Annotated in this window: 5 protein-coding genes; 4 read left to right on the forward strand and 1 reads right to left on the reverse strand. The window is 64.2% G+C overall.

Annotated features, from left to right (window positions below):
- Positions 1-148 precede the first annotated feature (148 nt).
- Positions 149-6739, forward strand: coding sequence for a FecR domain-containing protein (locus tag AC5V87_RS04085; RefSeq protein ID WP_495370085.1), 6591 nt, complete (start codon positions 149-151; stop codon positions 6737-6739).
- Positions 6740-6902: 163 nt separating this feature from the next.
- On the forward strand, positions 6903-9134 hold the full coding sequence (locus AC5V87_RS04090; RefSeq protein ID WP_495370086.1) for a CHASE2 domain-containing protein: 2232 nt from the start codon (positions 6903-6905) through the stop codon (positions 9132-9134).
- Between the two features lie 297 nt (positions 9135-9431).
- Here AC5V87_RS04090 and AC5V87_RS04095 read toward each other — a convergent pair whose 3' ends face one another.
- A complete protein-coding gene (locus tag AC5V87_RS04095) occupies positions 9432-11027 on the reverse strand; it encodes an ABC transporter substrate-binding protein (protein WP_495370087.1) in 1596 nt (531 codons plus the stop codon).
- Between the two features lie 199 nt (positions 11028-11226).
- On the opposite strand from AC5V87_RS04095, the gene AC5V87_RS04100 reads away from it, so the two are divergent.
- Positions 11227-12885 (forward strand): ABC transporter substrate-binding protein, encoded by a 1659-nt coding sequence (locus AC5V87_RS04100; RefSeq protein ID WP_495370088.1) that lies wholly within the window; start codon positions 11227-11229, stop codon positions 12883-12885.
- 252 nt (positions 12886-13137) lie between these two features.
- The gene (locus tag AC5V87_RS04105; RefSeq protein WP_456841233.1) at positions 13138-14091 is read left to right on the forward strand and encodes an ABC transporter permease; all 954 of its coding nucleotides are present in this window, start codon (positions 13138-13140) and stop codon (positions 14089-14091) included.

The following is a 14091-nucleotide window of genomic DNA, read 5'->3' on the forward strand; positions in this document are numbered from 1 at the left end:
AGTGACACGAAATCACACAAGCAATAGATGGTTTCGCTAACGACTCGGTAATGCTAAGCAAGCTTAGTCGGTCGATACTTACATAAATATTAACCCTTTTTACGGTGCCTGGTTGAATTACGCTGGTAAATTTGACGCCGCGATCTCTATGGACGGTCAGGGTTCCCACTCGCCCGTCGACCTCCATGTCGATTCTTTTACCGGCAAGCCGTTCATCGCCAAGGCGCAGGGGCACGTACCCGACGGCGCGGTTGTCGTCCCCGATGCCAACCTGATCTTCAACGGCGAGTTCAAGCGCGCCGGCCTCGATCTCGTGCTGTCCCATGACGGGTACGAGTTCGTCGTTCACGATTATTTCAGAGGCGACAAGCGCGCGGCGGTCGCCTCGCGCGACGGCGCCCATCTCACCGGCGACGTCGTCAGCGCGCTGACGGGCAATGTGCAATATGCGCAGGCCGCCTCCGGCGTTGCCGCGGCCCAGGTCATCGGCCATGTCACCAAGCTGTCGGGCAGCGCGACCGCGATCCGCAACGGCGTCTCGGTCACCCTCAACAACGGTGACAACGTCGAGAAAGGTGACGTGGTCTCGACCGGCGCCGATTCGACGATCGGCATCACCTTCATCGACGGCACCGTGTTCGGCCTGTCCTCGAATGCGCGGATGGTGCTGAACGAGATGGTCTACGACCCCAACGGGTCCAGCAACTCCTCGCTGCTGAGCCTTGTCGCAGGCACCATCACCTTCGTCGCCGGCGAGACCGCCAAGCACGGCGACATGAAGATCGACACGCCGGTCGCCACCATGGGCATCCGCGGCACGGCGGTGCTGACCCAGATCAACTTCGTCGTTCCTGCCGGCGGCGGCGATCCGCAGCCGCAGGCGAGCTTCCAGGTGCTGGTCGAGCCGAACGGCACGACCGGCTCCTACATCCTGTTCGACAAGGTCACGCTGCTGCCGATCGCGACGGTCAACCAGGCCGGCCAGATGATCCAGATCAGCGGCGGCAACGTCTCGATCACCAATGGGCTGCTGTCGCCGGACGTGCAGAAGCTGATCACGGATGTGTTCACGCTGAAGTTCACCGACAACAACACCAATACCAAGCTCACCACGAACTTCACCGACACGATCACGCAAACCCCCGACGGCATCCTGATCAAGACGCCCTCCGGCGCCACCGCGATCCCGATCTTCACGAACCTCAATCCGCAGACGTCCGCGGGGCCAGGCCACTCACCGGCGACCAGCACCCGCATTCCCGGTCCGCCGGATGCGCGCAGCCTCGATGCCAACGGCAATGTGAAGACGGCCTTCACGTTGACCGAGCGCGCGAACGCGACCGGCGACCGCGCGGACGGGACCGGCGACACCGTCGGTGTCGACACGATCTCAGGCCGGATCACCTTCGTCGACCAAAATCTCGGCGACCAGCCGACGGTATCGATCAGTCTCGCCGCCGCGCCGAACTACGTCTACAAGAATGCCGGCCAGCAGGACGTCACCGGCACGCTCTCCGCGCTTCAGAAGCAGGACATCGCGGCGACCCAGATCGCTATCCAGGTCGTCCCCGACGCCGCCAACAACAACAACGGCTCGGCGGTCTGGACCTACACGATCCCCGATCACGTCTTCGACTTTCTCGCGGCCGGTGAAACGCTGACGCTGACCTACATGGTCCGCATCAACAACAATTTCGCCGTCAATCCTGAATCCGCCCTCATTCCCATCACCATCACGATCACCGGCACCAACGACAAGCCGGTGATCACCACGAGCGTGCCGACCATCACCTTCGAGGGCGGCACCAGCGTGCCCGGTGGTCCGCTCGCCAGCGACGTTCCGACCTCGGGCACACTCAGCTTCAACGATGTCGACCTCACCGACACGCACACGGTGTCGGTGAAGCTCACCAGCGCGACCCTTCCCGACGGCACCGTGCCGCCGGGCCCGCTCGCGGCGTTTGCGAAGGCGATGTCGGTCTCCATCGCGTCGGGCGCCGACAGCACCGGCGACGGTACCGGCACCATCAACTGGTCGCTGGCCGATCTACCGGTCTATCTCGCCGACTTCATCCCGAAGGGCGAGGTGCTGACGCTGGTCTACACCGTGACGCTCACGGATTCGCAAGGAGCGATCTCGCAGCAGACCATCACCGTCACCATCACGGGCACCGACGCGCCCGCCGTGGTGTGGATCGCGACCGACAAGGCGGGCGCTCCCTCGGGCGGGTTCTGGAAAGACGCGGCCAACTGGGAAACCGGTACCGTTCCGACCATCAATGACGACGTCATCGTCATCACCGATCAGCTGCACGGCCTGACCCCGTCCTATCCGGTGACGATCGACACCGTCGCCTATGCCAAGTCGGTGACGATGAACGATTTCGGCGGCCCGCCGCCGGAGCTGATCAACCAGAGCTCGCTGACGATCGCAGGCGCGCTCAACATGAGCGCGGACTCGATCCTCACCAACGCCGCGACGGGCACGATGTCGGTCAGCGGCAAGGCCGAGATTCTCGGCACCAGCGTGCTCACCAATGCCGGCCACCTGACGCTTGCGGGCGGCGGCGATTTCGCTGCCGGTACCAAGATCACCAATTCCGGCACGATCGAGCTGTCCGGCGGCACGCTGAAGACGCTGGCTGCGATCCACAATGCCGGCGGCACGTTGAAGGCCGACGGCGGTACGACGCTGATCGTCGACGGCGCGACCGTCGATGGCGGCACCGTCGCCATTCTCGGCACGCTGGAGCTCGACGGCACCAGCCTGATCGAGAACGGCACGCTGGACAATTCCGGGAACGTCAACGTCAAGGGCACGGCCGAGTTCGCTCAAGAGACCGTCTCCAACGCCGCGACCGGCACGATCAAGGTGCTGGCGAATGGCTGGCTGAGCATCGACCAGGGCACCAGTGTCACCAACGCCGGCCATGTCACGGTCGATGCCACCGGCAAGCTGACGGTCAACGGCGCGACCATCAATGGCGGCACGGTCACGATCGCCGGCACGCTGGAATCGACCGGCGCGAGCGCCATCGACGATGCCGACATCACGAATACGGGTACGATCACCGTCACCAGTGGCACGCTGACGATCGATCCTGCCACGATCCACACCATCACCAATCACGGTCTCGTTCAGGCGAACGGCGGTGTGCTCGATATCTCCGGCGAAGATATCTCCAACACCGCCTCTCTCGTTGCGATCAACTATGGCGTGCTGAAGCTGGCAAATCTCACTGTCAGCAACAGCAGCACCGGAACGATCACCGTCGACGGCCACTCGAAGCTCTATCTCACCGACGTCTCGATCAACGGCGGCAGCCTCGGCAATGCCGGCAATCTCTACGGCGTTTCCGGGTTCAACACGGTCTCGGCGGCCGTCGATAACACCGGCAGCATCGAGGTGCAGGCCGGCACGCTCGACCTGTCCGGCGGTCTCAGCGGCGTGGGCAGGGTGATCATCGACGACGGCGCAACGCTCGAGCTCGCGGGGGCGACGGCGCAGACCGTCACCTTCGCCGGCGGCATCGACACGCTCCAGCTCGACAAGGTCGCGGGCCAGAGCTTTACCGGCACCATCACCGGCCAATCGTCGACCGGCGGCACCTTCACCGTCACGGGTACGGCCGACATCACGACGTCGAACGGAAATGCGCTCACTTTCATGGCGTCGGGCGGCACGCTGGCCAGGCCTGCCGACATCGTCGTTACGCCCGCGGGAACTCTGACAGGTGCCGCCAATGGCGTCGTCGTCACGCAGAGCGGCACCGGCGACGTCTCGCTGACGGCGACCGGGGACGTCAAAGGCCTCGCCGGCAACGGCATCACGCTGCGCGACAGCGCCAGCGGCGTCGGCGACATCACCGTCGACAACGTCACCGGCAAGGCGACCGGCACCGGCGCGAATTCGGTCGGCGTTCTCGTCCAGAATCTGAACAGCGCCAATGGCGGCGACATCTCGATCACCCAGCGCGGTGGCGCCGAGGGCGGCGCCTACGGCATCGACGCGGTCACGCAGGGTGGCGGCGATATCACCATCGATGCCGGCGGCGCGATCACGGGCAGCTCGGTCTACGGCATCCGGTCGCGCAGCTATGGCAGCGGCAGCCAGAGCGTCACGACCGAGGCCGGCAGCGTCATCACCTCCGGCAGCTCGGGCATCGTCGTCGTCAATCGCGCGGTCTCGCTCGACGCGGCGGACGGCAGCACGATCACCATCAACGCCTACGGCACGATCAACTCCGGCAGCAGCCCGAACCTCGCCGGCAATTCGCCTGGTGGCATCGAGGTCGGCTACACCGGCGCCACGATCGGCACCCACGACAACACCGGCGTCAACGGCGCGGTCGTCGTCAACAACCACGCCAATATCACCGCCGCTGCCGGTTATGGCATCGACGCCTACAATTACGGCAATGGCAATGTCACCGTGACCAGCTTTGCCGGCACGACGATCTCCGTTGCCGGCACCCAGAGCATCGGCATCAACGCCGCGGGCTTGAGCGGCGGCACCGGCGACGTGGCGGTCACGCTCGGCGAGAACGTCACGATCTCGGGCGCGACGAGCTACGGCATCAGGGCCTTCAGCGTCGACCAGGGCGACATCAGCGTCACGCTGGCGAAGGGCGACAGCATCACTTCAGGCAGCTCCGGCATCGTCGCCGTCAGCTTCGCGGACGCGATCGCGCAAGGCGTGGGCAGCACGATCTCGGTCGAGGCGCACGGCACCATCCATTCCGGCACGACGCTGAACAACGACAACGCCACGCCGGGCGGAATCATCGCCGGCTACAAGCCTGGCGGGACCGGCGCCTTCTCGAACGCGGTCCACGGCGACGTCCTCGTCGACAGCGATGCGAAGATCACCGCAGATGCCGGCTACGGCATCGAGGCGTTCACCTGGGGCGTTGGCGACATCACGGTCAAGACTGGCCAGAATTCCGAGATCACCGCCGCAGGCACGGCGATCGGCGCGTTCGATCATGGCGGCGGCGACGTCAGCGTCACCAATGAAGGCTCCGCCACGGGCGCGATTGGTCTCGCCGCCATCGCCAGCGGCGCGGGCGACGTCAGCATCGTCAACGGTGGCGACATCACCAGCACCAGCCTCGCCGGCATCAGCGTCACCCAGAACGAAGCCGGCGCGACCGGCTCAACCCACATCACCAATTCCGGCTCGATCGTGGCTCCGACCGGCCATACGGCGATCTTCATCCAGGAAAACACCACGGGCTTGGCGACGATCGACAATTCCGGCACGATCGGACCAGGCGCCGGCACCGTGACCTCGACGACCTATGCGATCGTCGAGACCGGCGGCGCCATCACCATCAACAACTTCCACGCGATCAACGGCAACATCTCGGTCGCACATGCGACCTTCGACAACGCGGCGGCCGGCACCTGGACCGTCTCCGGCACCAGCGTGTTCGGCAACCTGTCCTCGATCGTCAACGACGGCGTCATCGATCTGCTCAACGGCGCCTCGATTTTCGGGGCCGGCCTGCACATCACCAACACTCACGAGATCGACAGCTGGGGCACCGCATCGATTTCGGGGACCATCGCCAATACCGGCACCATCGAGGTCCATGATGGCACCTTGACCCTGTTCGGCTCGCTGTCCGGCACCGGCTCGGTCACCGTCGATGCGGGCGCGCTGCTCAAGCTCGATGGCTCGGTCTCGCAGACGATCACGCTCGCGGGCGACGGCGCCGAGCTTCAGATCGACACCGCGAGCTTCGGCGGATCGATCGCGGAACTGTCCGCGACCGACACGATCGACCTGTCGACCATCAAATACGGACCCGGCACCAGCGCGGTCTATGTCGCCAATGCCGATCGTTCGACCGGCGGCGTGCTGACGGTTACCGGCAATGATGGTCAGACCATGAGCTTGACCCTGACCGGCGCCGATTACAGCCACACGCACTTCGCCGGCAGCGATGACGGCACCGGCCACACGCGGATCACGATCCACACGGACGACGATACGCCGGCGCCCGCAGACAGCGGCCCGGTCATCAACACCGAGAGCTTCCACGTCTGGCACAGTAACGAAATCAATATCGATACCATCACCGGCCTCTCGGTCGTCGATACCGACTCGGGCGCTGCCACCGATGACTTCAGGATCGTGGCGACCGCGCATGATCCGGGCAGCAGCGTCGATCCGGGGGTAGCTTGCGGCGACCTCGAAAATATCAAGTCGACCCTCGCGGATGGCGTCACCTACTATCCAGGTAGCGTCCGGCCTGAGGCGGACCAGATCACGCTCACCGTGACGGACAAGACCAGCGGTCTGTCCGACACCGTCAATTTCATCTTCAACGAGGCCGGCGAGACCGGCCAGGGCATCACCCTGCGAGGCACCGACGGCAAGGACGTCATCTTCGCGACCACGACCGGCGACACGCTGACCGGCGGCGGCGCCAAGGATCAGTTCGTGTTCGCGCCGGGGATGCTGTACGACCATGGACATCCCGTCACCGAATTCACGCACACCATCACCGATTTCACGGAAGGGCTGGACAAGATCGATCTGCGCCAGTTCTCGGACGTCAGCTCCATCGGCAATCTCACGGTTGTCCAGCAGGGCGGCACCAGCGACACCTTGGTCACGTGGCATCAGCAGGTCACGCAGCGCGAGGGCGCGCCGGTGATGGAGACTGAGTCGCTGCTGCTCAAGAACGTGATCGCCGCGAACCTCAAGACCAGCGATTTCATCTTCCACTGATGTGCACCGGGGTCGGGTGCGCGGCCAGCTTGCGGCGACGAACACGCAGCTCGCCCCCGGCAAAAAAATCCCTGATCCTTCCCATCCGGGGAATAGCCAATCGGGCGCCGGCGCGCCATGATCGGTGCGCACGGCATGATGCGGGACAGGAAGTCCTAGTGAAATGAAGCGTCTCAAGATCCTGCGGCGGTGGTTTGCGCGCAAGCTCGGCCTTGCGCGAGTGATGTGCCTCATGCTGCTGGTCGTGTTTGCGGGACTGCGCCTGTGGGATCCGCCGCCGGTCCAGGAATTGCGGCTGCGCACCTTCGACATGTTCCAGCTGCTCGATCCGCGCCACAAGGCGGCGCGGCCGGTTACCATCGTCGACATCGACGACAAGAGCCTCGCCAGGCTCGGGCAGTGGCCGTGGCCGCGGACGCGGATCGCGGATATGATCCAGACCCTCACCAGCAACGGCGCGGTCGCGATCGGTTTCGACGTGGTGTTCTCGGAAGCCGACCGGCTCAATCCGGACATCGTCGCGGGCCAGATGCGGTATCTGGACGATGCCACCCGCGCCAAGCTGCGCGAGCTGCCGACCAACGACCAGATCCTGTCCGAAGCAATCAAGCGCTCGCGCGTCGTGCTGGGCGAGACCGGGCTTCCCGACGCCCTCACCGAGCTCGACAAGTCGCTTCCCTTTACGGGCGTGGCGACGGTCGGCGAGGAGAACGCCGAGCGTTTCCTGTTCGAATTTCCCGGCCTCTTGCGCAACGTGCCGGTCATCGAGGAGGTCGCGGCCGGCCGCGGCCTGTTCACTATCAGGACCGAGCGCGATGGACTGATCCGGCGCGTGCCGATGATCATGCGCGCCCAGGGCAACATCATGCCCTCGCTCAGCCTCGAGATCCTGCGCGTCGTCACGGGAACGCCGACGCTGCTGGTCAGGGCCGACAAGACCGGCGTGCGCTCCGTCCGCCTCAAGGGCCTGGAGGTCCCGACCGACAAGAACGGCCAGCTCTGGGTGCATTATGCGCGGCGGGATCCCTCGATCTACGTCTCGGCCGCCGATGTGCTCGACAACACGGTGTCGCCGGGCAAGGTCAATGGCAAGCTGGTGCTGATCGGCACCTCCGCGGTCGGTCTGAACGACATCAAGACCACGCCGGTGTCCTCGACTATGCCCGGTGTCGAGATCCACGCCCAAGTGCTGGAGAGCGTGCTGAGCGGCGCGGTGATCTCGCAGCCCAACTATGCGCTCGGCGTCGAGTTGCTGGCCGCGCTGATCATCGGCCTGCTCGTCATTATCTTCACGCCGAATCTCGGACCGGTTCGCCTCGTGCTCGCGGGCGCGATGTTCGCCGCGAGCCTCGTCGGCACGTCCTGGTTCTTCTACGCGCAGTACCGCTACCTCATCGACTTCACCTATCCGCTGCTCTCGACGACCGCGATCTACATCACGTTCATCTTCTCCAGCTTCGTTCGCGAGCAGCGCCAGCGCGTGCAGATCCGCGGGCAGTTCGCGCAGTACATGTCGCCCGTGCTGGTCGAGCAGCTCGCGCAGTCGCCGGAGAAGCTGAAGCTCGGCGGCGAGGAGCGCGAGATGACGATCATGTTCTCCGACGTGCGCGGCTTCACCTCGATCTCGGAGAGCTACAAGCACGATCCGCAAGGCCTGACGGCGCTGATGAACCGCTTCCTGACGCCGCTGACCAACGTGATCATCGAGCAGAAGGGCTATATCGACAAATACATGGGCGACGCCATCATGGCGTTCTGGAATGCGCCGCTCGATGATCTCCAGCACGAGATCAACGCCTGCGAGGCTGCGATCCAGATGCTCGAGAAGATCGACGTGGTCAACAAGGAGCGCGAGGAGGAGGCGGCCCATGGCGGCCACGTCTACATCCCGCTCAATGTCGGCATCGGTCTCAACACCGGCATCGGCGTTGTCGGCAACATGGGATCGGACCGCAAGTTCAATTATTCGGTGCTGGGCGACAGTGTGAATCTGGCCTCGCGCCTGGAAGGACAGTCCAAGGAATACGGTTTTCCCATCATCGTGGGATCCCGGACCGCGCTCGCCGCCAAGGACAAGTTCGCGATCCTCGAGCTCGACTTCATCATGGTCAAGGGCAAGACCGAGCCGGAGGTGATCTACGCCATCGCGGGCCGCGAGGACGTGATGCATTCGGCCGCCTTCCAGCGCCTGCGCAACATCACCATCGAGATGCTCGGCTGCTACCGCAGCCGCGACTGGCAGGGCGCGCTCGACGCGATCGCGCGCGGCCGCAAGAGCGAGGATGCTGACACGCTGGAAAAGCTGTTCAAGCTGTACGAGACGCGGATCAAGGATTTCCAGGTCAACCCGCCGGCGGAAGGCTGGACCGGGGCTTATGCGCTGCTGACGAAGTAGGACCGAGTATTGTTGGGGTTGCCGGCGCCACGTACTCGCGGTCGTCCCCGCCTAAAGCGCGATGAGATCAGGATGAATCGTCATCGCGTTTTAGCTTGTTGTTTGCGCATGATCTTTTCGGAAAACCGCTGCGCACTTTTCCGGGATCATGCTTTAGTGAAGCGCGAGCACCAAACATCGCTCCCGTAGGGTGGGCAAAGGCGCGTTAGCGCCGTGCCCACGTCTTTCTCACCGCATCATTTGGTGGGCACGCTTGCGCTTTGCCCACCGTACGGCAGCGGCGCGCAGCCAGCCGCCTCACTCCACGCCGATCGTCGTCAAATCCTGGAACCAGTGCTGCGCCTGCACGAACTGCTTGATCTTCGGCGACAGCGCGTGCGGGTTGGTGTCGTGGACGACCCAGACCAGCACGGCATCGTCCACGATCAAGGCATGCGCCTGCGCGATCAGGTCGTCCTGCTTGGCGGTGTCGAAGGTCTGCTTGGCCTCCTTGATCAGTGCGTCCACCTTCGGGTTCTTGTAGCCGCCCCAGTTGACGCCGACAGGCGCGATCTGGTCGGAAGCGAAGAAGCGGACGATGGCGTAGAGCGGGTCGGAGGTGACATAGGCAATGTTGTTGGCGGTGATGCCGGCATTCATCTCGTCGGCCGCGCCCTTGCGCCAATGCGTGTAGAGGGTCTCGAGCTCGACCACCTTGAAGTCGATCTCGATGCCGATCTCCTTGAAGCTTTGCTGCAAAAATTCGTTCATCGGCAGCGACAGCATTTGTCCCGTGCCGCCCTGCGCGATGATGAAGGTGGTCTTCAGCGGCTTGGCCTTGGAGTAGCCGGCTTCCTCGACCAGCTTCTTGGCCGCGGCGAGATCATATGTCAGCTCGAAGCTGGGCTTGCCGAACCACGGGCTCGACGGGTCGACCTGGCCCTTGGCGGGCTTGGCGAGGCCGTTCATCAGGCCGACGACTTCGTCGCGGTTGATTGCGAGGTTCAGCGCCTTGCGCAGGCGGATGTCGGTCCAGGGCGAGCCCGGCAGCACGCTGAGATGATAATTCCAGACATGCGGTGTGACGTTGTCGACGATCTTCATGCCGGCCGCCTTCAGCTGCGGCACGGCATCGGGCGCCGGCGTCTCGATCAGGTCCACCTGGCCGGCAAGCAGCGCGTTGGTACGCGTCAGCGCTTCGGGCATGGGCACCAGCACGATCTTGTCGGCCTTGGGAATGCGCCTCTTGTTCCAGTAGTCCGGGTTCTTGCTGAGTTCGGCGAGTTCGCGTGGCACCAGCTTCGTCAATTTGAACGGGCCGGTGCCCGAGGGCTGGCTGGCGAACTTGTCCCAGTCCTTGCCGAGCTTCTCGTATTGCGCCGGGCTCGACACCAGGAACCACAGCATCTGATAGGGGAAGAACGAATCAATCGTCTTGGTCGTGATCTCCACCGTGAAATCGTCGATCTTGGCGTAGCTCGCGACCGAGGGCAGGCGGGTCTTCACCTGCGCGCTCTGCCGCTTGTCGAATTGCGGCGCCTTGTCATTGAGCACCTTGTCCAGATTCCAGATCACCGCGTCGGCGTTGAACTCGCTGCCGTCGTGAAACTTCACGTCCTTGCGCAAGCTGAAGCGCCACTTGGTCTTGTCGGCATCGTCCACCTTCCACTCGGTGGCGAGGCCCGGCACCAGCTTGCCGGAACGGTCGGCGACGTCCATCTCCCACGCCACCAGCGGATCGTAGATCGTGTAGGCCGTGAACTGATAGGCGCCGGCGCCGCGATCCGGCTGGCCGGTGGTCAGCGGAATGTCCGCCATCGAGATGCCATAGCGCACCACCGTCTCGGCGCGTGCGGTGAGTGCGGAAAGCGCCAGCGCGAGCACGGCGAGGCTGGCCGATAGACGAATACGCATGGCCCAAAGCTCCAGGGAGGATTCTGGACCAAACTTGCAATCTTGATGCCAGAATAGGCAGCGCGTCGCTTTTGCCTATACGTCATCACAAGGACTTGTCGTCGCAGGGGCAATTTGCAGAATAAGTTTCTCCTTGGCATAGCCATTGCATACGATTGCATCAAAATTAATCATCGAAAGCCGAAGAAGGATCGAGGCGATGCTTATCAAGAACAAGAAGACACGGGCGGCGCTGATCGCGCTCTTGGCGCTTGGCAGCGCGGCCGCATGGCCGCGCATGGCCGCTGCGGAAACGGTGCTGCGCATCGGCATGACGGCTGCCGATATTCCGCGCACGCTGGGTCAGCCTGACCAGGGCTTTGAAGGCAACCGCTTCACCGGCCTCACCATGTACGACGCGCTCACCGGCTGGGACCTGTCCTCCGCCGACAAGCCGAGCGTGGTGATCCCCGGCCTTGCCACCGAGTGGAAGGTGGACGACGCCGACAAGACCAAATGGATCTTCAAGCTGCGCCCCGGCGTCACCTTCCATGACGGCTCGCCATTCAACGCCGATGCCGTGGTGTGGAACGTCGAGAAGGTGCTGAAGCAGGACGCGCCGCAATTCGATGCCAGCCAGGTCGGCGTCACCGCCTCGCGCATGCCGACGCTGGCCTCGGCCAAGAAGATCGACGACATGACCGTCGAGCTCACCACCAAGGAGCCCGACAGCTTTCTGCCGATCAACCTCACCAATCTCTTCATGGCGAGCCCGTCGAAGTGGCAGGCCTTCTATGACAAGGCTGAAGGCGCGGACGCCAAGGCGAAGTCGCAGGCCGCCTGGACCGCGTTTGCCAAGGATGCCTCCGGCACCGGCCCGTGGAAGATGGCGAGCTTCACCCCGCGCGAGCGGCTCGAGCTGGTGAAGAACGCGAATTATTGGGACAAGGCCCGCGTGCCCAAGGTCGACAAGATGGTGCTCCTGCCCATGCCGGAGGCCAACGCGCGCACTGCGGCGCTGCTCTCGGGTCAGGTCGATTGGGTCGAGGCGCCCGCGCCCGACGCATTGCCCGAGCTCAAGCAGCGCGGCTTCAAGCTCTACGCCAACGAGCAGCCGCATGTCTGGCCGTGGCAGTTCTCGCGCATCGAAGGCTCGCCCTGGAATGACATTCGCGTGCGCAAGGCCGCAAACCTCTGCGTCGACCGCGAAGGCCTCAAGGACGGCCTGCTCGCCGGCCTGATGGTGCCGGCCACCGGCACCTTCGAGCCCGGCCATCCGTGGCGGGGAAAACCGACTTTCGAGATCAAGTATGACAAGGCGGCCGCGCAAAAGCTGATGCAGGAGGCCGGCTTCGGTCCGAACAAGAAGCTGACGGTGAAGATCCAGACCTCGGCTTCCGGCTCCGGCCAGATGCAGCCGCTGCCGATGAACGAATATCTCCAGCAGGCTTTGGCCGAATGCTATTTCGACGTGAAGCTCGACGTCATCGAGTGGAACACGCTGTTCACCAACTGGCGCCGCGGCGCCAAGGACCCCAGCGCCAACGGCTCGAATGCGACCAACGTCACCTATGCGGCGATGGACCCGTTCTTCGCGCTGGTGCGCTTCCTGCAATCGGGCATGGCGCCGCCGGTCTCGAACAATTGGGGTTTCATTAACGAGCCCAAGTTCGACGAGCTGGTGAAGAAGGCCCGCCAGACCTTCGATCCCGCTGCGCGCGACGCCGCGCTTGCCGAGCTGCATGCGGCCTCCGTCGACGATGCCGCCTTCCTCTACGTCGCCCACGACGTCGGCCCGCGCGCCATGAGCCCGAAGGTGACCGGCGTCGTGCAGCCGAAGAGCTGGTTCATCGACTTCTCCCTGGTGTCGATGAACTAGTGAGGCGGCTCTCGCTCCAACAACGCGTCATGCCCGCGCAAAAGCGCGAAGCGCGTCTTCGCGCAGATGACCCGGGCATCCACGTCTTTCCAATTGCTCGGTCATTCCGGGGCGCCCGAAGGGCGAACCCGGAATCTCGAGATTCCGGGTTCGATGCTGCGCATCGCCCCGGAATGACAGCGCAACGTGGATGGCCGGGACAAGCCCGGCCATGACAGCTGAGATATTCTCGCTCCAGACTGAGTAACCTAAGTGCTCGCCTATACCGCCAGACGCATCGTCTACGTCATCCCGATCGTCATCAGCGTCGCGCTGGTGTGCTTCCTGCTCGTGCACATCACGCCGGGCGATCCGCTCGTCGCGGTGCTGCCCGCCGATGCCTCGCAGGAGCTCGCGGCGCAGCTGCGCGCCGCCTACGGTTTCGACCGCCCGCTGCCGGTGCAGTTCGGCCTCTGGCTGATGCGCGCGCTGCATGGCGATCTCGGCAATTCCATCGCCACCGGGCGTCCCGTGCTCGCCGAGGTCATGCGCGCAGTCGGCAACACCGTAACGCTGGCGATTGCCGCCGCCATCATCGGCTTCACCATGGGCATCCTGCTCGGCCTGATCGCCGGCTATTTCCGCGAGACCTGGATCGACAAGGTCGCCACTTCCTTTGCCATCGCCGGCGTTTCCGTGCCGCACTACTGGCTCGGCATGCTGCTCGTCATCATCTTCTCGGTGCAGCTGAACTGGCTGCCCGCGATCGGCGCAGGTCCCAACGGCTCCAACTCCTGGGCCTGGGACTGGGCGCATCTGCAATATCTCGTGCTGCCGGCGATCACGACCTCGGTGATCCCGATGGGCATCGTCACCCGCACCGTGCGTGCGCTGACCGGCGACATCCTCTCGCAGGATTTCGTCGAGGCCCTGCGCGCCAAAGGCCTGCACGAGCGCGGTGTGTTCCGCCACGTCATCAAGAACGCCGCGCCGACCGCGCTCGCGGTGATGGGTCTTCAGCTGGGTTATATGCTCGGCGGCTCGATCCTGATCGAGACCGTGTTCTCCTGGCCGGGCTCGGGCTTCCTGCTCAACTCCGCGATCTTCCAGCGCGACCTGCCGCTGCTGCAAGGCACGATCCTGATCCTGGCGCTGTTCTTCGTCGTCCTCAATCTCCTGGTCGACATCGCGCAAGCCGCGATCGATCCGCGCATCAAGCGGGGCTAG

Source organism: Bradyrhizobium sp. SOJA106, assembly GCF_059448745.1.

Bases quoted from the DNA above. Each gene is read 5' to 3' on its own strand.
- AC5V87_RS04085 (WP_495370085.1), top strand. From the start codon at position 149: ATGGACGGTCAGGGTTCCCACTCGCCCGTCGACCTCCATGTCGATTCT.
- AC5V87_RS04090 (WP_495370086.1), top strand. From the start codon at position 6,903: ATGAAGCGTCTCAAGATCCTGCGGCGGTGGTTTGCGCGCAAGCTCGGC.
- AC5V87_RS04095 (WP_495370087.1), bottom strand. From the start codon at position 11,027: ATGCGTATTCGTCTATCGGCCAGCCTCGCCGTGCTCGCGCTGGCGCTT.
- AC5V87_RS04100 (WP_495370088.1), top strand. From the start codon at position 11,227: ATGCTTATCAAGAACAAGAAGACACGGGCGGCGCTGATCGCGCTCTTG.